The sequence below is a fragment of the Pontibacter sp. CAU 1760 genome (genome assembly GCF_054482735.1).
Genome location: NZ_JBTLRL010000006.1, coordinates 38,805 through 58,288, shown reverse-complemented (window position 1 = coordinate 58,288; position 19,484 = coordinate 38,805). Strand labels below are relative to the sequence as shown.

The 19,484-nt window shown below is 52.2% G+C and carries 14 protein-coding genes; 5 read left to right on the top strand and 9 right to left on the bottom strand.

Features of this window, described 5'->3' with window-relative positions; genetic code table 11:
- Window positions 1–728 precede the first annotated feature (728 nt).
- The 8 genes from ACXYMU_RS10135 to galK form a co-directional block, all read right to left on the bottom strand.
- Window positions 729–2,378: a DUF6377 domain-containing protein gene (locus tag ACXYMU_RS10135; RefSeq protein ID WP_458986270.1), complete on the bottom strand. Its 1,650-nt coding sequence runs from the start codon at window positions 2,376–2,378 to the stop codon at window positions 729–731.
- A gap of 305 nt (window positions 2,379–2,683) precedes the next feature.
- Window positions 2,684–3,496 (bottom strand): 3-keto-disaccharide hydrolase, encoded by an 813-nt coding sequence (locus ACXYMU_RS10130; protein ID WP_458986269.1) that lies wholly within the window; start codon window positions 3,494–3,496, stop codon window positions 2,684–2,686.
- Between the two features lie 17 nt (window positions 3,497–3,513).
- Window positions 3,514–6,501, bottom strand: a complete 2,988-nt coding sequence (locus ACXYMU_RS10125; protein ID WP_458986268.1) for a PA14 domain-containing protein — start codon at window positions 6,499–6,501, stop codon at window positions 3,514–3,516.
- Between the two features lie 664 nt (window positions 6,502–7,165).
- Entirely contained in the window at window positions 7,166–7,669 is a 504-nt protein-coding gene (locus tag ACXYMU_RS10120; RefSeq protein WP_458986267.1) for a hypothetical protein, read from the bottom strand.
- Between the two features lie 86 nt (window positions 7,670–7,755).
- Complete coding sequence (locus tag ACXYMU_RS10115) at window positions 7,756–9,030, bottom strand: sulfite oxidase (protein WP_458986266.1); 1,275 nt, start codon at window positions 9,028–9,030, stop codon at window positions 7,756–7,758.
- Window positions 9,031–9,121: 91 nt separating this feature from the next.
- On the bottom strand, window positions 9,122–10,189 hold the full coding sequence (locus tag ACXYMU_RS10110; protein WP_458986265.1) for a formylglycine-generating enzyme family protein: 1,068 nt from the start codon (window positions 10,187–10,189) through the stop codon (window positions 9,122–9,124).
- Window positions 10,190–10,309: 120 nt separating this feature from the next.
- Entirely contained in the window at window positions 10,310–11,356 is a 1,047-nt protein-coding gene (locus tag ACXYMU_RS10105; protein WP_458986264.1) for a UDP-glucose--hexose-1-phosphate uridylyltransferase, read from the bottom strand.
- A gap of 96 nt (window positions 11,357–11,452) precedes the next feature.
- The gene (gene galK / locus ACXYMU_RS10100; protein WP_458986263.1) at window positions 11,453–12,619 is read right to left on the bottom strand and encodes a galactokinase; all 1,167 of its coding nucleotides are present in this window, start codon (window positions 12,617–12,619) and stop codon (window positions 11,453–11,455) included.
- Window positions 12,620–13,112: 493 nt separating this feature from the next.
- On the opposite strand from galK, the gene ACXYMU_RS10095 reads away from it, so the two are divergent.
- Window positions 13,113–13,598, top strand: a complete 486-nt coding sequence (locus ACXYMU_RS10095; RefSeq protein ID WP_458986262.1) for a hypothetical protein — start codon at window positions 13,113–13,115, stop codon at window positions 13,596–13,598.
- 63 nt (window positions 13,599–13,661) lie between these two features.
- On the opposite strand, the gene ACXYMU_RS10090 is transcribed toward ACXYMU_RS10095, so the two are convergent.
- Window positions 13,662–14,684: a LacI family DNA-binding transcriptional regulator gene (locus ACXYMU_RS10090; RefSeq protein ID WP_458986261.1), complete on the bottom strand. Its 1,023-nt coding sequence runs from the start codon at window positions 14,682–14,684 to the stop codon at window positions 13,662–13,664.
- A 55-nt stretch (window positions 14,685–14,739) separates the two neighbouring features.
- Here ACXYMU_RS10090 and ACXYMU_RS10085 point away from each other — a divergent pair, with 55 nt between their 5' ends.
- The 4 genes from ACXYMU_RS10085 (at window position 14,740) to ACXYMU_RS10070 (ending at window position 19,437) form a co-directional block, all read left to right on the top strand.
- A complete protein-coding gene (locus ACXYMU_RS10085) occupies window positions 14,740–15,063 on the top strand; it encodes a hypothetical protein (protein WP_458986260.1) in 324 nt (107 codons plus the stop codon).
- Between the two features lie 97 nt (window positions 15,064–15,160).
- Window positions 15,161–15,976, top strand: a complete 816-nt coding sequence (locus tag ACXYMU_RS10080) for a 2Fe-2S iron-sulfur cluster-binding protein (RefSeq protein ID WP_458986259.1) — start codon at window positions 15,161–15,163, stop codon at window positions 15,974–15,976.
- Between the two features lie 13 nt (window positions 15,977–15,989).
- On the top strand, window positions 15,990–16,997 hold the full coding sequence (locus ACXYMU_RS10075) for an FAD binding domain-containing protein (RefSeq protein ID WP_458986258.1): 1,008 nt from the start codon (window positions 15,990–15,992) through the stop codon (window positions 16,995–16,997).
- Window positions 16,998–17,139: 142 nt separating this feature from the next.
- Window positions 17,140–19,437: a xanthine dehydrogenase family protein molybdopterin-binding subunit gene (locus ACXYMU_RS10070; protein ID WP_458986257.1), complete on the top strand. Its 2,298-nt coding sequence runs from the start codon at window positions 17,140–17,142 to the stop codon at window positions 19,435–19,437.
- Window positions 19,438–19,484 lie beyond the last annotated feature (47 nt).

Here is a 19,484-nt window from a genome sequence, read left to right as displayed (position 1 = left end):
GTAGTTCTATAATTTATATAACACAACTAAATATAAAATCAGGAAAACTCTTTAAGGCTAATACAGGGTGTATATTCAAAAGGTTGTGCACTGATTACTTCAGCAGATCTTAAATAAATGAGTACTTACTTGCCAAAGAAAAAACTCTACACCTTCCCACTATTTCTGTCTCTGCCTGTGGGAATTTTTCTTATCCCAACTACCTATTACGGAAAGGCAACCTTTTCGCATCAGCGGGATGTATGATTTCCTTATCCGACTTCCTGTTTACAAATAAACAAGTATATACCTTCAAGGTCAACCCTACCCTGCATAAGGTAAAAAGTAACTACTCACATTGTATGCAAACATTTAATTTACAATCATTTATGAAAACTAAAATCTACTAAAAAGTAACTGGAAAGTAATCACTTTTCAATGTTTTAACGGGCATTGCTGTCAAATAATCGAAAGCTACCCGCACAAATGTTTGAACATCATTTGACCTGAAAGGGCGTTCGTGCAACTGGACACGGCAGGTAGGGGAAGGGTGCGTGAAGAGGACAGCGGCAGTTCGCTCATCCTGAAAAAAGGTGAATCCGGGATATACCTTGTGCAACTTGCTTGCATTTGTGGGGCCAAACACCCCCATGAAATGATAAGGCTTGGGCTAGCCAAAGCAGGGGGGATAGACTCACCAAGCACACGCAGGCTAATACTGCCTTCGGATGAAGAATTGAACCCGCGATTTAAATCGCCTTTATCTCCATGATTTTGCGCTCAAACTCCTCGTTTGAAAGGATAGAGCGGTTCTTGACTTTGGTCTTATAATTATAGACTGTCCGGACGGAATACTCAAGAATCTTGGCGATCTGCTCATGGTCGCTGATCCCGATACGGATGAGGGCAAAGATCCGCAGCTCGACATTCAACGACTGATCATCTCTGAGTTCAAATCGGTCCTCCTCCTTAAAATACGCATTGAATTCGTCCACGAAGTTAGGGAACAGCTTCAGGAATATCTTGTCGAAACTCTCGTAGAGTCCCTCCCGCTCTTCCTTCAGGCTCACGGAGTCCATTACCGGGCTTATATCGCCGTACTTCTTCTGCCGCAGCCGTTTCTCCACCGCCACTTTCAATTTCTCAATCTTGTCGATGTAGGCGGTGTACATGTTAAAGGAATGGCCGATGTACTCCTCTTTGATTTTGTTTGCCTCCAGCAGCGCGTCGTTCGTTTGCTGGAGCATGCCATTCACTTCCTGCTGCCTGCCGTTGGCCTCCAGCAAACTGGCGTTTGCTGCCGTTAAGCTTCGCTTTGTTTGTCTCAGCTGCCTCACCTGCTTGAAAATAACGAACGCAAACACCACCACCAGCAGCGACAGCAGCGAGATAGCCATGGAGAAAATGAAAAGGCGTTGCCGCTGGCTTTCCACGGAGGCCAGGCGCCCTCCTTCTATAACCGGCAAAATGGCAGCTACCTGCATTTCCCGAAGCCTTGCCCCGTAAAACTTGGCATCCTCCAGGGCCTGCTTAATGTAATAATAGGCCCGGGCCTCATCACCTTTGAGGTAGAGCAGTTCCGCTAAATGCATCAGGGCAATTGCCTCTGTGGTAGAGGATTTCACGTCCGCTATTGCAGCGCGGGCCATCATCTCAATAGCCAAATCCTCATCCCCCTCCGCCCTGTGCGCGTTGCCCAGCGAGTAAGCGGCCATCGCATACGCATGGTAGCCTGGCTTAAACCGGTTCAATACCGTCCTGAACTGGGACTTTACCTGGCCATAATCCTTCATGGCCTCATATTTACTTCCCCAAAGCGTGTAGTACCGGAAATTGCCCTTGCTAGTGAGGGCAATGGCTGAGTCGATGTACTGGCTTCCTTTTTGGGTATAGCGGTCAGAGAAATTCTTGTCCTTGTTATAACTTGCCAAATCGAAGTGAATCCGGGCCATTTGCGAATAATACGCTTCTTTAATGCTGTCTGGTGCGCCCCCCACCTTAACGGCCTCCAACGCGTCAAAAGCCTCCTTGAACATACCCGCAGACAGCAATATGAAGCTCATGCTAAGTTGCGCCTGGGTTATTTTGTCGGGATCCTCTAGCTTGGCAGCTGTTTCCTGTAGCTTCTGGGCATATATAAACGCGGTATCATACTGAAACGAGCTATATTCTGCATAGAGCTTCTTGTAGAGGGTATGGCGTTCCGCCAGTGTTGGTTCATCGGTGGCAAGCATCGTCTGCAGTTGCGCAATACGCTCCTGCTTCTCCCGGATATACTTGCTTTTGTTTTCGATGGTCCTGGTCAGTTCCTGTAGCAGGCTGTCGGATTTAGGAGTACAAAAAGCGTTGGAAGTATTTATCAGGCAGATAAACAATAATGCTATATAAATACACTGCATGAGAATGTATGGCCCTGCTGTTGAGTGATACAAAACTCTCTAAGATAACGCTACTTTGGCTTAAGTCAAATCCAAGAATGGCCAAAACATCACCATTTATCCTATGTTATTTTAAATTTCAGGATGAAATCGCCCTCCAAAGCCCTTTAAAATCAGCTGCTAAAACGCCTAAGTAGTAACTTATCCTATAATAACCCCACTTTTAAATTTCATCTCCTATGGAAGCTTCGTTGGGATAAAAAAAAGGCTACCTGTTGTGCAGGTAGCCTTTGCTTTTAACGTAGGTTCGGATGGTCCCGGTCTGCCTACAGGTTACGGATCCAGATGTTGCGGTAGCTGATGGGCTCGCTTGGGTCGCCGTGGTCCTGTAGTTTGATAGGCGCTTTGCCATGCTGCTTGTATTCAGGCAGGCCGATGTACTGCGTAGGGCCTTCTATTCTGGTGTTGTGCTGAATTACGACGCCATTGTGCAGCACAGTGACGCGCGCAGGGGTAAACAGGCTTCCGTCTTCTTTGAAGCGCGGCGCTGTGAAGAGAATGTCATACGTGTTCCATTCACCGGGTTTGCGGGTAACATTTTTCAGCGGGGGGTGCTGCTTGTAAATGCTGCCCGCCTGCCCGTTAGCGTAGGTGCGGTTATTGTACGAGTCCAGGATCTGCAACTCATACCCGGCATCGCCCTCTCCGGTAGAGGCCAGGAACAGGCCACTATTGCCACGCCCCTGCCCTTTTCCTGTAATGTTAGCCGGAATCTTCCACTCGATATGCAGTTGGTAATCCTGGAACTCCTGCTTCGTCTGGATGTTGCCGGTTCCTTTCTTCACCGTAAACTCGCCGTTGTTCACGGTCCATTTGGCGGGGGTGGACGGGTTGTTCGTGGAGACCCACTGGTTCAGGTTTTTGCCATCAAACAGCACAACAGCGTCGGCCGGGGCCTCAGCGGCTGTTTTACCGGGCTGCACCGTCTCTACCTCAGGTTCCCAAAACTCAGTCATTTCCGGGGTCATCTTGGGTGGTTTGGGCACTTCCTGTGCGTTTGCATCTGCCATGGCTAAGAATCCAAGGGCCGACAGCGCCAGGGCTGCGGTTCTAGCGGTAAAGAAGCTTCTGTTTTTCATATCTACTTGTATGGATTTTACTTTTTAGCAGTCGTTGCGCCCGGTATGCTGTTCATGGTATACCAAGCCTCAGTAGACCACAGGCTCTGCCCCGATGCACTCTTGATGGCGTCTCTGTTCAGGTGCACGTATACCACGTGGTTCGGTTTCATACCCCCCAGTTGCAGGTAAGCCTTCTTACGGTCCGGAGACAAAGTCACCTTTTCGATCGGCAACGCCTTGTCATCCAGTTTCGGCCCGCCATAGTCTGCGGTAGGCTTGTAATACCACTGCCGGATGTTGTAGTCAGCAGCTTTGGTGCCCATGCCCTCTTTTAATGGCTCGGTAAACTCAATTTCTATACCGTTTGGCTTAGCCCGCACAGCCAGCATCTCAAACGCAGGTTTCCCGTTATATGTTAGCTTTTGCAGGCCATGCCCTAACTTGCCATAGTGCTGCCAGTTACCCGTCGAGCCGATGCCGCCTATGTATAGCGAATTATCCGGGCCCCACACCAGGCGATTCACACCTGCCTCCAGGCCCTGGGTAAAGCGGAACACTGCGCCCTGGTACGCGCCGTTTACCTTCTCGGCAAATACCCGCTTGATGCCGCCATGCGTTACCTCGCCGTGGAGCATCTGGTTTTTATAAGGGCCCACGTTAATGCGCACAGGCTGGCTTGGCGAGTTTCCGATCTCATCCTGTGGCAGCCACACCACCGGCGGCACCTGCGTTTTGCCTTCTGTTCCTTTAAAGTCCACGGAGCGGGAGCCATACCAGGCGTTCTCCTGCAGGTGCACAATCTTGCTGGCTGGCAGCCAGTCGCCCTGGTTATCAGCGATGAAGATTTCGTTGTCTACACCATAGCCAATGCCGTTCGGGGTGCGCAGGCCGCTGGCAATCAGCTCATGCGAGCCGTCCTTACGGGAGATCTTCACCACCTTGCCGCGGTCAGGGATCTGGGGCTGCGTGCTGGCGCCACCCGGGTTAATGGCTGTAGCCAGAGTGCCGTAAAAGTAGCCGTCCTTGTAGAGCAGGCCAAAAGCAAATTCGTGGAAGTTAGCAGATACTTTCCAGCCGTTGGCCACGGTCTGGTACTCATCTATGATGTCGTCGTTGTTCAGGTCCACCAGTTTGGTAAGCTCCTGCTTCTGCAGCACGTAGATCTCGTCATCCACCACTTTCAGTCCAAGCGGCTCGGCCAGGCCAAAGGCAATGCGCTTCACCTTGATGTCCTCCGGCTTTTTCTTCGTAACACCATCCAGGATGTACACAGACCCCAGAGAGTCCCAGGTGCTCACTACCATCCTGCCATCCGAAAGGAAATCCATACCCCCTACTTTTGGGTGGAAGCTATCGGGGCGGGCCTGTGCCAGCGTAAAGCTGGGGTGCACGGCATCCAGGGAAGCCGCATCGCCGGGCACCTCGTCCTTTTTAGCTGCAATAGGTTGTGCCTGTGTCTTGCGAATAGCGCTGCCTTTATACGTAAGCATGTCCGGCGGCACTACCACAAACTCCTCAGAGCCATGCGGGCGCCACTGCAACGACAGCCCCTTGCCGCCGCTCCCCTGGAAGTACTCGACTTTGAAAGGGTGCTTGCCTGGCTTAAGGATGATCTCACCGTCTTTGGGCTGCAAACCGTGGTTGCCTCCATTGTCCACCACCAGCTTATCGTCTATGAAAAGCCGAGAACCGTCGTCGCTTACCAGCCGGAACACAATGTTTGTCTCTTTCTTGATGTTGAGCAGGCCGCTGGCGTGCAGCACGAAGTTGTCCTTCAGCTCGCCGAAGTCGCCCTCGTTGGCGTGCAGGGCATTTACTTTGCCTGAGAACGTCGGCAGCATTTCCGCGTTTATCTCCGGGAAGTCCGTCACGTTGTCGCTGAACTGGTAGATGTTCACGGCAATACCCGGTTTCTCGGCGGCGGCGTCCACCTGGTCAGCTTTTACCTCTTCGAAAGTGATCGAGTAGTCCGGCGTTGGCATAAGTTCGTTGGCGGCGGCAGCCTGCTCCTGCTCCGCATCCAGCGCCAGGATATACGACACCATGGTGCTGGCATCCTCTTTCTTCAGGTCAGGGTGCGGCGTCATCGGGATCTCGCCCCAGTTACCGGCACCGCCTGCAATAATTTTCTCTACCAGCTTGTCGCGGTTCTCGTTGGTGTTTTCGTAGCGCTCCGCGATGGCCATATAAGCAGGTCCCACGGTTTTCACGTCTTTGTTGTGGCAGGTGTTGCAGTCGCTTTTGGCCATTAGCGCGAACACAGCGCCCTCACCCGAAACCTGATCGGCTGCAGCCACCGCCAAAGCTGGTTTGCGCTTGAACTGCACGGCCAACCTCGTTTCGTCGTTGCTGTTCAGCAGCAGGCTGCCCTGTACGGCGTGATACTGCTGGTTCTCCAGGCTCTCCGTAGACTTCTCCCCTGCCTCAAACGTGCCATTAGTCTCGTAGTCTTTCTCTGACGCGAGCGAGTTGAGGTGCAAGTTCAGCTTCAATTGAGCCCCATCCGGCACACCTGAGGTCTTGAAGATACGCTCAAAGCCGATCTTGCCATCCTTGCCTTCAAAGTACTCCGGCGTTTCCTGTACCACAACCCGTTTTCCATTGCTTACCAGTTCATACTTTAGCACAACGGCATTGTCCTGGATGGTGTGCCCTTTGAAAACCACTTCCGGAGTTGTTTCCTTTCCGCCTTGTACCAGGCGCCATGGGTTACTGTCCGGCTCCTCCATCAAAGTGGTGCCGACAGTGGTTGGCTGCGGGCCGTGCGCCGAGGTATACACCGGCCCATCGAAATCTATATCGCCTACCCAGGCCTTGTAGAGCGCTGCATCCTGGGTGCTGTAGGCTATCCAGAGGCTGTCGTGCAGCGCGATGCTGAGCATACGTGGCTTCTGGTCTAACACGGACCGCAGCACCCAGGCCTCACGTGGCCGCTCCACCTGCTGGCCTTTGCGGCTACAGGCTCCTGCTCCCAACACCAGCAATGCCAGCAAAAGAATAAGTTTAGAACTAAGCTTTTTCATGAAATATATTTATACTATTTTAATATTTAGCGTAAAGCCCTCGGCTTTTATGCTTCCTTGGTTTCGATCTGTTGATAGCTACACAAGCCACAAATCCTTCCGCAACTTTATCGTAAATTATCGCTGAGCGCTATGAACAATCGCTCAACAAAGAAACAAGTTCTGGGCTGCAAGGGCAATCATGTCTGTCAGAAGGTAAAAAGTAACTACTCACACCCAGTATAACGATTTGTAATACAGATGATTGCAAAAAATCATACGTCGCTAAAAAGTAACATTAAACGGAATAAACCGGTGGTTGAAATGAGCACAATGTCACAACAGTCTAATACCCGTCCTTCTTGAAATGGCTATTTGGCAGGAGATTACTTGGCTGAGTTATCAAGGCGACCTTCAGCAATAAGAAACGCGACGCTGCAAACTTTTTTGAATTACGAAGCCAGGCTAATAGTAGGATTCGCGCAAATCACTGACAGCATTTTCAGGGGTTGTGAGTAGTGCCGCACATGCTGCTGCCGTAACCAGTGGAACGCTTGGAAAGCAAACGCCTGTGCGATAAGTACCTTTAAAACAAGATAGAAATGCCCTGTTGCTAGGAAGAAACAAAATCTGCGTAATAGTTCTGAGCCAGCAAATAAAGTAGCTCCCTGAAAGCATCAGGCATCTAGTCTTCGAGGATATACCACTCCACCTCCTTCAGCTGTTTGCGCCTGCCCCTATCTTCGGGCGCGTAATTTCGGGTGAGGTATTCGATGATGGGGGCTTCATTTTCGCCCAAATCCCAAAGCCCTTGTGTTTGCTGCATCCAGCGGATCGTGGAAAGCCATCCTTCGCGGGTGGCACGCTTGTTCTTAACCAAGTCCAGGGAATGGCAGCTGATGCAATTGTTGCGCACCAGTAAATATCCTTCGTCGGCAATCAGGCCAGTGGGGACGTGTATACCATCCACCACCTCTTCGTCTGTAGTAGCCAAGGCGGTGTCCTGTGCCGAAACGACCGTGTCAGGGGAAGATTGAACAGGCACCTGCGCCGTGCCCGGCTGATCTTGATGGCAACTCATGCCAGACAGCATCAGCAGACAAAGCACTATCCATTTAAGGGAGGCAAGGCCTCCAGCGTTGGAGAACGCGTTTGCTGGAATTGTCAGGCTCCTTGTTCTATTCTTCAAATCAGATGCAATTTTATTCGACACCGTCCTGGTGTTGCCGTTGATACCTTCCGTAAGTTTATACTCAAATCAAAAACGCTTACTGCTTAGGCGATTTTCACTGCAATCCGGTGGCAGGCGTTGTTTAGGTAGCCACCGGGGTTCCAGGCGGGTACTACCATGGGTTGCGTTTTCCCGGCAGTGTCTGTGGCCCGTGCCCATACCTCAAAGTAGCCGGCAGATGGGAATTTCAGCTGCGCCTTCCAGTGCTGCCAGGCTAACCTGTTCACGGGTTTTTCCAGCTCGCACTTCTGCCAGGTCGCCCCATAGTCTGTTGATACGTGCATTTCCTTCACTTCCAGGTCTCCGGCCCAGGCGTGGCCACGCACTTGCAGCGTTTTTTTACCCTGCAAAGTTGCCCCAGTTTTAGGATAGGTAATCAGTGACCGAACCGGCATCGACTCGATGATGCGCATGTCCTGATCGTCCGGCGCAGGCGCCCCCGGCGCGATAGGGTATGCCGGCACCATGTAGCTGCCTTTGTTCATCTTTGGCCCATCGTGCACCTTGTTCCGGACCACGATGCGGTCCACCCATTTGCCGCTCGCCGAAGCTGGCCAACCTCCAAACACTACCCGCAGGGGGTAACCGTGTATCGGGGGAATGTCTTTGCCGTTTATCGCCCACGCAATGAGAGACTCGTCTTCCATCGCTTTGTTGATCGGCACACCCCTGGAAATCGGAACCGAGGAGGTATCGCCGCTCAGGTGCGTGTCTTTGCCGTAATAGGCCACGTATACCGCATCGGATTTGATGCCGACAGATGCTAACACATCTTTTACCCGAGCCCCCGTCCATTCGCTGCAGTACACTGCGCCGTTACCCCATTGGTTGCCTTTGCCCGGAGGACTGTACTCTGCCCGGCCGTTTCCGCCGCACTCCAGCTGCAATTGGTAGGTAAAGTGCTTGAATTTTGACTTGAGCTCTGCGAGGGTAAATACCTTTTTGGTGCGTGCCGACTCTCCCTCAATGGTCAGGGTCCAGGAAGCGGCATCTACTTTGCGGGGAGGCAAGCCGTTGTTGCGGATAAATATTTTGTCTGCGGGCGTTACCCGGTCATCCAGGAGGTGCGGTGGGGTTTCCACGTTCCAGGGCCTGTCGCTGAGCACAACCAGATCAGGGTGCTTGCCCTGCATTTTGAAAACCGCTGGTTTAAGGGTGCCAGCCTGGGCCGCAGCCTGCAGTGACGTAAAATTCACTGCACTGCCACCCAGTGCAAAGGCCAGCGTGCCCAGCATGCCTTTAGCCAAGAATGTTCGCCTGCCTGCTGTGTCTAATTTTTTAAGCTGGTCGGGTGGTGTTGGTTGCTCCTGTTCTTCCATGTTGTGGGTATCTCCGGGCTTGTAATTACGCAAACTTGCCCCTCAAATAAAAGGATTTGGATCGCAAAACCTCTCACGCTTCACTGCCAGGCTAATCCAGGTCCTTCACACACCTGAAACCGGTATGGCTGGTGCCGGAGTCCTTGCTGGAACGCATTCTGCGCGAAACTCTGTAGCCACTGCAGTAGCTCTCGTTGCACAGGTAAGAGCCACCCCGGATCACGAACTTCTCGTTGTATGGCTCCGTGGGGTCGTAGGATTGCCGGGGCCCTGTGGGGTTTTCAGAGATACCGTTCGCCGCTGCCTGGGCGTAGGCTTCTACGTGGTATTTATCCTGGCACCATTCCCATACGTTGCCTGCCATGTCGTAGAGGCCATACCCGTTGGGAGGGAACGACCGGACAGGCGCCGTGCCATCAAAACCATCCTTCGCGTAGTTTTTGAAAGGAAACATCCCCTGCCAGAAATTGGCATTGCCTTCGGCTTCTTCAATCGGTTTGTCGCCCCAGGGGTATTTGGGGTCCTCTAAGCCCCCCATCGAGGCCCACTCCCACTCAGCTTCGGTGGGCAGGCGCTTGCCAGCCCAACCCGCATAGGCCAGTGCGTCATCATACGAAACATGCACTACCGGATGCTCCATACGGCCTTTGATCGAGCTGCCTGGGCCTTCCGGTTGTCGCCAGTTCGCGCCGATGGTCCACTTCCACCACTGCGAGTAATCGCGCATGTCCACGGGGCCGGCGGTTTGCCGAAACACCAGCGATCCGGCTTTTAGCACCGAATCATCTGGTTTTGGGGTGCCCGGCGGCAGTTGCTTTCTGATCTCCTCCCAATCCACGTCTTTCTCTGCAACAGTCACATAACCGGTAGCTTCCACAAACGCTGCGAACTGGGCGTTGGTCACCTCGGTACGGTCCATGTAAAAGCCGGACACCGTTACCTGATGCCGGGGCAACTCGTCTTTGTCAGCCTGCTCCGACTTCCCTCCCATTAAAAAGGTGCCCCCCGGAATCACGACCATACCCTCCCCCGCCTCAGCAGCCAGCGCGTTGCTGGTAGCAGGAGTTGCTGCTGTGTCGGCTTTTTCCTCGGTCTGCTGACAGCCTGCCAGCAACATAAAGGCAAGACTTGCACAGCAAAGGGTATTTATTGATCTCATTCGCATCGTTGCAGCATAAACTTCACCTTAAATTTAAGCATTTAGGCGCGAAAGTCTATTTTGACTTTGTATTCCAGTCCAATCCCATGGCATGCCGGGTTTAAAGCTTAAACAAGACGCCTAGCGTTTTTTGTAGTGAACCTTTGCCAGTTCCCGCATCCGGGCAGCGCTGGATTCCGGGGTGATGTCGCGCTGGGGGTTGGCCAGCATCTCATACCCTACCATAAACTTTTTGACGGTGGCCGAGCGCAGCAACGGCGGGAAAAACACGAGGTGCATGTCCCACTCCGGGTGGTCAAGGGCATCGGTGGGTGCCTGGTGTATACCAGCCGAGTACGGGAAAGAGATCTCAAACAGATTGTCATACATCACCGTCAGCTGCTTGTAGGCATCTGCCATCGAAACCACCTCTTTCTCCGACAGCGCCCCCACGTGCGGCACATGGCGCTTCGGCACAATCATCGCCTCGAAGGGCCATACCGCCCAGAAAGGCACCAGCCCTACAAAGTGGTCGTTCTCGAACAGAATGCGCTCCTGCTTTTTCAGCTCTTCCTGCAGATAGTCCAGTAGCATGCTGCGGCCATGCCGCTTGTAGTACACCGAGAACCTTGCCTGCTTTTTGGCGGGCTCGTCTGGCACCGATTCCTGCGCCCATACCTGCCCGTGCGGGTGCGGGTTGGAGCAGCCCATTACCTGGCCCTTGTTCTCGAATATCTGCACGTAGTTCACGAAATCCATACGCCCTAGTTCGGCATATTCCTGCTGCCACAGGCGCACCACTTGCGCGATCTCATCCACTTCCATTTCCGGGATGGTCAGGTCGTGGCGCGGCGAAAAGCAAATGACCTTGCACAGCCCGCGCTCACTCCGCGCTAGGAAAAACTCCCCCTCCTCCATCTGTCCGGCAGGGGCATCTTCGGTAATGGCCGCGAAGTCGTTTTTAAAGGCGTAGGTGCCCGTATACACTGGGTTTTGCTCTCCATTGGCCCGCGTATTTCCGGGGCACAGGTAGCAGGTCGGGTCATAGGTTGGGCGCTTTTCTTCCGACACTTTTTCCTGCTGTCCCTGCCAAGGCCGCTTGGCGCGGTGCGGCGATACCTGCAGCCAGTCGCCTGTCAGGGGGTTGAATCTTCTGTGTGAGTGCTCTTCAAAGTTAAACTGATGCATGTTATGGGCTTGGAATGCTGGTGCAACAATACTTTATTTGTTAATGCCTGGACGTAAAAGGCATAGCGCTGTTTGCGGCCATGCCTACGCTTGGACTTAGTCTGGCCGTGCTGATGGCAACAAGCCTGTTCCGTCCGTGACGTTTACCTCGTAGGTTTTAAGGTCGATGCCGAACGTTGCCTGGTACGCCGCCGCCATTTGCTGCACGAAGCTGTCTTTTTGCGCTTTGGCCACTAGGTTAAGAGTGCACCCCCCAAAACCGCCGCCCATCATCCGGGCTCCTACCACATGTTGGTTCTCCTGCGTAGCCTCTACCAAGAAATCAAGTTCAGGACAGCTAACCTCGTATAGCTCAGAGAGCCCCTTGTGAGAGCCGTACATCTTTTCGCCAAAGCCCTTAATATCCCCTTTTTCCAGCAACTCACAGCCGCTCAACAGGCGCTCATTCTCCTCGATCACGTAGGTGCAGCGCTTGTACACGTCTTCACTCAGCTGGGCTTTCGCCTCTTGCAACATTTCCAGGTTAACGTCGCGCAGGCTATTTACCTTCGGGTAAAGCGTTTGTACGGCTGCAACGCCTGTTTCGCACTCGCTGCGCCGGGTATTGTAGGCCGAACTGGCAAGCGAGTGCTTTACCTGGGTGTCGCAGAGTACAAGCTGGTAATCCTGTAACTGAATAGGGAAATAGCTGAAGTCCAGGGAACGGCAATCCAGGCGGAGGGCATGCATCTCCTTGCCCATTACGCTGGCAAACTGGTCCATGATGCCGCATTGCACGCCGGCAAAGGTATGCTCAGCCTGCTGGGCAAACCTCACCAAACTGGTGTTGTCCACTTCTAAATCAAAAAGTTTAATCAGGGCATACCCCGCACCGCACTCCAGCGCTGCCGAAGAAGAAAGGCCCGACCCCATTGGGATGTCACCGCCAAACACGCAGTCGAACCCGCCGATTTTGTGCCCGGCCTTTTGCAACTGGTCCACCACGCCTAAAATGTAATTGGCCCAAGACACTGCCGAGGGCTTCAATCCCTCCAGGCTAAACTCCGCCGATCTGTCCAGATCCGAAGCGAAAAGCCGGATGGTTTGGGTATCGTTCTTGGCCACTGCCAGCACCATCTGCTTATCGATGGCGGCCGGGAGCACAAAGCCCTCGTTGTAATCGGTATGCTCCCCAATGAGGTTGATCCTGCCGGGGGAGCGAACCAGCAAAGGCTCTGAATGGAACAAGTCTTTGAATTTTGCCTCTAGGATGTCTGCGTGCATGGGGTTTGACTTTTATACTTTTGTGCCTGTCCTTTAAGTTGCGCAGCCAGTCCGATTTAGATGCCGGAGACTGCTATACCTGTTTAAAACGGGCTTCTACTTTTTCAATTGCCGAGCTATTGCCTGGCTTTCTCACAATTTACCAGAATCAGTGCTTAAAAGCATTGCCTTGATAGCCCTGCACGCAAGAAAACGTTTCCGGTAACGTTTGCATACGTCAAAAAAAAATTCAGGCCTTTGTCTGATATTCTAAAAACAACGGCAGCTGGCACAGGGCTTCATTGATAAACGCTATGCTACAGCATTACCTCGCTTTTGCATTTGCAGCTAGCTTTGCCTGAGTTATCTAAAAACCTATACTGTGTCTGCTACTGTCAAGTCGCCGCTTTACAACGTGCCAAAGGTGATGAACTCACTTTAACTAATGTTTGAAAGCCAATAGAGCTTCATTGAGAAGAGTGCCTTTATAAAGTATAAACTTTATCATATATTTATGCTTGGTGAAGACAAACCTATTTTATCAATGAAAAAGCTACTCCTGTTACCTGTTCTTTTCCTGCTGCTATTGACTTCATGTAAAGAGTCCGGAAACATCGACCCTCTCAGCGAGCAGATACAGGGGAAATGGAAAAGTATCGCAGAAACGCGCCAGTACTATAATGAAAAAAACCAGGAGCTTCATGTTATAAACTATGATTATCATAGATATTGGGAGTTTATGGCTGACTCAACCTTTTATGATAAGTGGCATCCAAACTCAGCTGGTCCAAAGATGAGGTATGCTGTATATCCCCAGGATGGGAAAAACTACATTAAATTAAACGTCACCCTACATAACTTGTTTGAGGTGAAAATCTTAGGTGACCGGATGACGTGGGTAGGCAAATTTATGGATCAGATTTATTACGAGGACAATGAGGACCGAACGTTGGTCAGGGCGCATCATGAGATTTACACCATAGAATTCGAAAGAGAATAACCACAAAACCAGTCCTGCATTGCTCTGGGGAAGATATGGCTGGCGGGCTTAGCTAATGGAAATCTAACTTGTTTTTAAAGAAGAATTACGAACCACCAGTTCAGTGGCGAGCGTGATAGTTTGCGGAATAAAATCTGCAGGGTGCCGGATCTGTCCCAGGATTTGCTGCACGGCAATCTGTCCCAGTTTATAGCCGGGTTGCGCCACTGTGGTTAAAGACGGTTCTACCAAAGCTGAGGCCGGCTCATTTGTAAAGCCAACAACGGCAATTTCGCGTGGGATATTTATACCCCGCTCTTTCAACAGCAGCATCACCTGAAACGCCACCGGGTCGTTGATGGCGACAATGGCATCGGGCCGCATGGTGCCGTCCAGCAGGGCATTTGTCTGCTGCACGCTTTCGGCTGCTGAAAAATCGCAGTACCGAACAAGCGCTTCCGGCACGGCCAAACTGTGTTTCGAGAGTGCGTCTTTATACCCCTGCAGCCTGTTTTGTGTGATCAGCAAATGCTGCGGCCCGCCCAGGAAGGCAATGTTTTTACAGCCCTGTTGTATCAAATGCTCTGTGGCCTTGAGCGCTCCCTGCCGGTCATCAACAATGATCTTGGTTGTGTCGATGTCCTCGCATACCCTGTCAAACAAAACCAAAGGCACGTTGCGCGCGCGCAGGGCCTGTAAATGCTCGAAGTTACTGGTCTCTTTGGACAGGGAAATCAGCAGGCCATCCACCCGGCTTGACATCATCACCTGGATATTGCTCACTTCCGTCTCATACGACTCATTCGACTGGCAGATGATGATGTTGTAGCCCTCCTTTTTAGCCCAATCCTGCATCCCGCTGATGTTGGTTGCGAAAAAATGCGTTTCTATTTCGGGCACAATGACGCCCAGGGTATGGGTTTTCCGGGTTCTCAGGTTCTGGGCCACCACGTTCGGGGCATAGTGCAGCATCTTGGCCGCCTCCAGCACCTCCCTTTTAGTCTGGGGGCTCACCTCAGGCATGTTCCGCAAAGCCCTGGACACCGTGGAAATGGAAATGTTCAGTTTTAAGGCAATATCCCGGATGGTGGCATACCCTTTCTTCATAGCGCGTGATCCTGTTTAAAAGCAAGGCAATTTCTGATGCTCTAAGTTAGGGAGAATGTTCGCCAAATTTGCTGAAAGCGCTTCTAAACTATGCATTAGGGCAGCAAGTGAGCAGTTAGGGAAACAAGATACCGCGATTGAGGACAGTAATTTAACTGAAGGAAAAGTGAAGCCATGTTTTAACAAAGGCGATAACCAGCTTTTCTCTCCGGATAACGCTGAACCCAAATGCTGCGTGTCCATTGGTGGCTATAGCTTTTTTACTGGCAGCAGAGGTATAAACCGCTACTTGAGAAGCATTAAACAAATCAAACCTATCGTTAAGAATATCAAACTTCTTTTCAGCAGTAGTTACCTGCTACAACTCCTTTTCCCGTAGTTATAATCTGTATGCTGTAATTTCAGAAATGAAGCTCATGACCGGATGTTGCCTGTTTTTTGGTCTCGTTTCTATTATCTCTACTTATCTATTTATTATGTCAGACGAAAATAAGCAACCGGAACTATCGGAAGATGAGAAAAGCCTGTTGGAAGGAATGTCATCTGAGGCCCTGAGGGAATGGGAAAACTTCGATTTCGGGCGAAGGCGGTTTTTCAGACAGTCAACCCTGGCTGCTGGGGGCGCTGTATTAGCATCGCAAATGATCAGTTCAGACCTTATTGCGCAACCAGACCCCACTGCGGCGGCTATACCCCCTGCAAGCTTTGAAAACGCCGTCGATGTTTCCTTAAAGATAAACGGATCGCCTAAAAAGGTCACGCTCGATTCACGTACCACGTTGCTCGACACCCTGCGTGAGAAACTGGACCTGACCGGCACCAAGAAAGGATGCGACCATGGCCAGTGCGGCGCCTGCACCGTGATTGTGGACGGGAAAAGGGTCCTGTCGTGCCTGACACTAGCAGCCAGTTGCGGAGGAAAGTCGGTCACCACCATTGAGGGCCTGGCAAAAGGCGATTTACTGCACCCGATGCAGGAGGCTTTTGTAAAGCACGATGGCTTCCAGTGCGGCTACTGCACGCCAGGCCAGATCTGCTCTGCTGTCGCGCTGCTGAATGAGGCCAAGAACGGGGAGATCAGCTACGTAACTGAAAACGTTCGCCAGAACCCGGGGCCTCTGGTGCTGAGCGAAGAAGAGATCCGGGAGCGGATGTCGGGCAACCTCTGCCGCTGCGGGGCCTATGTCAACATCGTCAATGCCATCCGCGAGGTGCAAACAGGCAAAAGCGATGCGCAGGCCTGGCAATTCGCCGGCGACAGCGACCAACCATTATTTATTTCCGGCAAGTAGAAAACCTGACTTCATGAGACCATTCCAATATACGGCTGCACCATCTCCTGCTTCAGCCACCACAACCATGCAGGCAAACCCGGAAGCCAAGTACCTGGCCGGCGGAACCAACCTGTTAGACCTGATGAAAGAAGAGGTGGAGCGCCCAGCCCAACTCGTGGACATTTCCGGGCTAAAGGACGTGAGTATTACCGCTATCGCTTCCGGGGCCAACAAAGGAGGCGTGTCGATCAGTGGGTTCGGCAAGAACACAGAAGCTGCCAATCACCCGCTCATCCGGATGAATTACCCCATGCTGTCGCAGGCGATCCTGTCGGCTGCCACCGAGCAGATCCGCAACATGGCCACCAACGGCGGCAACCTCAACCAGCGCACCCGGTGTTCTTACTTTTATGAAACTGGCCTGCCTTGCAATAAGCGGGAACCCGGCACCGGCTGCAGCGCTTTGGAGGGTATAAACCGCAATCACGCCATCTTCGGTTGGTCAGAGAAGTGCGTGGCAACCCACCCTTCGGATATGTGTGTGGCCCTGGCTGCTTTGAATAGCGTGGTGCGGGTGCGTAGCGCGAATGGCAACGAGCGCTTGATTCCGTTTACGGACTACCATCGCCTGCCAGGCGATATGCCACAAAAAGACAACATCCTGGAGCACGGAGACCTGGTGGTGGCGCTGGAAATACCGCCCAACAACTTTGCCACTAGTTCTTACTACCTCAAAGTTCGGGACCGTGCCAGTTATGCCTTCGCACTTGTGTCGGTAGCAGCAGGCATCGTGACCACAAACAACAGAATAGACGAAGCCCGCATTGCCATGGGCGGTGTGGCGCACAAGCCCTGGCGGGCATTAGAGGCAGAAAAGTACCTCAAGGGCAAAGCAGCTACAGAGGCAAACTTTTCGGCTGCCGCAGAACGGGAGATGGCCAAAGCGCGCCCGCTAGAGCACAACCAGTTTAAGGTGGAATTAGGTAAAAAAGCGATCGTAAGGGCTTTGCATCAAGCCATGCAAGGCGCTACCAACTAATCAATCGTAAAGCGGCCTGAATACCTCAGGTACAATTCAGCGAATCAGGATGGCAATATCATCTGGCTGACTGCACACCCACACCTGGCAAGGCTGTAAATAAGTTAACAGTATAAAATCAAAGGAGAAGCATAGCATGGTCATGATCAGCAAACCTATAGACCGCGTGGACGGTATCTTAAAAGTAACCGGTCAAGCAAAGTATGCGGCAGAATTTAACGTCCCGGGCGTGGTTTATGCCATGCCGGTGCGGGCTAAAATCGCAAAAGGCACCATCAAGTCAATCGACACATCGGCCGCCAAAAAAGCTGCCGGCGTGCTTGCTGTGATTACCCATGACAATGCGCCAAAGCTGACCGAACTGGACCCGAAGAAGGTGCGGGAGACCAGCGGGAACCTAGGCGAAGATTTGGTGCCGTTGCAGGACAATAAAGTGCATTACTTCGGCCAGTATGTGGCGCTGGTGGTGGCGGAAACATTTGAACAGGCCAATTATGCGGCATCGCTGGTAGAGCCCGTTTACAATGCAGACAAACCGGATATTGACCTGTCGAAGATGCCCAATGCACGAAACCCTGATGACGCAAAGGGCGAGAACAATCAGGTTGACACAGGTAAAGTGCAGGGGATCATTCAGAAGGCCACACACAAAACCGAGCAATCCTACTCCACCCCTACCGAGAATCATCACCCGATGGAGCCGCATGCCACCGTAGCGGTATGGGAAAGCAGTGACCGGCTAAAGGTGTATGATGCCACTCAGGCGGTGATCGGTGACAGCGGCATACTGGCATACCTGTTTGGCCTGGAGAGGAAAAATGTGCACGTCATATCTCCTTTTGTGGGCGGTGCTTTTGGATGCAAAGGCTCGGTATGGGGGCATGTGGTGCTGTCGGCTATGGGCGCCAAAGTGGTTGACCGGCCGGTAAAGCTGGCAATCACTCGGCAGATGATGGTCACCAATGTTGGCAGAAGGCCTGAAACAATCCAAACCGTAGCCATGGGCACTGACGATAGCGGCGCCTTGGCAGCCATCAGTCACCATACCGACACGTATGGCAACCTTTCGGACTTTTATGAACTCTGCGGCAGACCTACCAAAGTGCTTTATAATGCCCCGGACAGGGAGATCACGTACAAGGTGGCGAAACTCAATATCAACACGCCCACTTACATGCGGGCGCCAGGCGAAACGCCCGGCTCGTTTGCACTGGAGTCAGCCATAGATGAGATGGCGCATGCTGCCAATATAGACCCCGTGCAGTTTAGGGTGCGCAACCATACCAGTCAGGACCCGGTGAACAAAAACCCCTACTCTTCTGAAAACCTGTTGGAGTGCTACCGGATAGGCGCTGAGAAATTCGACTGGTCCAGGCGCAACATGCAGCCCGGCCAGAACCGCAACGGCCACCAGTTGGTAGGGTATGGGATGGCAACGGCCACCTATCCCGCTTACAGAAGTACCGCCTCAGTGAAGGTGCAAATGAGTGCCGATGGAAAAGTGACCGTGCTCTGTGCTACCCAAGATTTAGGCACCGGCACTTATACCATACTGGCTCAGACAGCCTCGGCTGTATTGGGAGTGCCCGTGAACGATATAATCGTCAAAATAGGCGACTCTACCCTACCCCCGGCCCCTGTAAGCGGAGGCTCGCAGACGGTAGCCAGCGTGAACCCTGCGGTGCTTACGGCTACAAAAACCCTCCGAAATGACCTGCTGCAGCTGGCTTTAGCTGATAAAAAATCAGCGCTGAAAGGTAAGAAAACCGAGGAGGTTGCCTTTGAGAATGGCCGTTTTTTCCTGAAAAGCAAGCCTGCTAAAAGCGATAGCTATGCTGATATTATGCGGCGTAACGGCAGAAAAACGATGGAGGCTTGCTTCACCGCTAACCCTAAGTCAGGGCTAACCTCTCAAGGAGCGAAAGAGGCGCCTTGCATGCCAGCTAACATCCCGGACGAGGAGAACCGGGATACGGACATGTATTCATTCCACTCGTTTGGAGCCCATTTTGTGGAGGTTTGGGTAGATGCCGACCTGGGAACAATACGGGTGAAAAAGGTGGTTAGTGTGCAGGACGTAGGCCGCGTGATGAATGAGAAAACGGCTCGATCTCAGATTATGGGGGGTATCATCTATGGCCTGGGTGCAGGACTAATGGAGGAAACCCTTTACGACAAACGGTACGGCAACCCTATCCAGCGTTCACTCGCCGACTACCATGTGCCCGTAAACTTTGATGTGCCGGATATTGATGTCTTCTTTATCGGCAAGCCCGACCCGCACATTTCTCCTATTGGCGCGCGCGGTATAGGCGAAATCGGAACTACCGGCATTGCAGCAGCGATCGCCAATGCCGTGTTCAACGCCACCGGCAAGCGTATACGCAGCCAGCCTTTAACACCAGACAAGCTGCTGCTTTATAAAGAGCAGAGTAGCTAAAGTGACGTTTTGAGGATTGCCATAAACAAGAAGTTATCATCTGAGAT

What these genes read in the sequence shown, in the direction of transcription:
- ACXYMU_RS10095 (WP_458986262.1), top strand. Translation starts at nt 13,113, where the DNA reads ATGCTTGGTGAAGACAAACCTATTTTATCAATGAAAAAGCTACTCCTG.
- ACXYMU_RS10115 (WP_458986266.1), bottom strand. Translation starts at nt 9,030, where the DNA reads ATGGAAGAACAGGAGCAACCAACACCACCCGACCAGCTTAAAAAATTA.
- ACXYMU_RS10105 (WP_458986264.1), bottom strand. Translation starts at nt 11,356, where the DNA reads ATGCATCAGTTTAACTTTGAAGAGCACTCACACAGAAGATTCAACCCC.
- ACXYMU_RS10135 (WP_458986270.1), bottom strand. Translation starts at nt 2,378, where the DNA reads ATGCAGTGTATTTATATAGCATTATTGTTTATCTGCCTGATAAATACT.
- ACXYMU_RS10070 (WP_458986257.1), top strand. Translation starts at nt 17,140, where the DNA reads ATGATCAGCAAACCTATAGACCGCGTGGACGGTATCTTAAAAGTAACC.
- ACXYMU_RS10075 (WP_458986258.1), top strand. Translation starts at nt 15,990, where the DNA reads ATGAGACCATTCCAATATACGGCTGCACCATCTCCTGCTTCAGCCACC.
- galK (WP_458986263.1), bottom strand. Translation starts at nt 12,619, where the DNA reads ATGCACGCAGACATCCTAGAGGCAAAATTCAAAGACTTGTTCCATTCA.
- ACXYMU_RS10085 (WP_458986260.1), top strand. Translation starts at nt 14,740, where the DNA reads ATGTTCGCCAAATTTGCTGAAAGCGCTTCTAAACTATGCATTAGGGCA.
- ACXYMU_RS10080 (WP_458986259.1), top strand. Translation starts at nt 15,161, where the DNA reads ATGTCAGACGAAAATAAGCAACCGGAACTATCGGAAGATGAGAAAAGC.
- ACXYMU_RS10125 (WP_458986268.1), bottom strand. Translation starts at nt 6,501, where the DNA reads ATGAAAAAGCTTAGTTCTAAACTTATTCTTTTGCTGGCATTGCTGGTG.
- ACXYMU_RS10110 (WP_458986265.1), bottom strand. Translation starts at nt 10,189, where the DNA reads ATGAGATCAATAAATACCCTTTGCTGTGCAAGTCTTGCCTTTATGTTG.
- ACXYMU_RS10130 (WP_458986269.1), bottom strand. Translation starts at nt 3,496, where the DNA reads ATGAAAAACAGAAGCTTCTTTACCGCTAGAACCGCAGCCCTGGCGCTG.
- ACXYMU_RS10090 (WP_458986261.1), bottom strand. Translation starts at nt 14,684, where the DNA reads ATGAAGAAAGGGTATGCCACCATCCGGGATATTGCCTTAAAACTGAAC.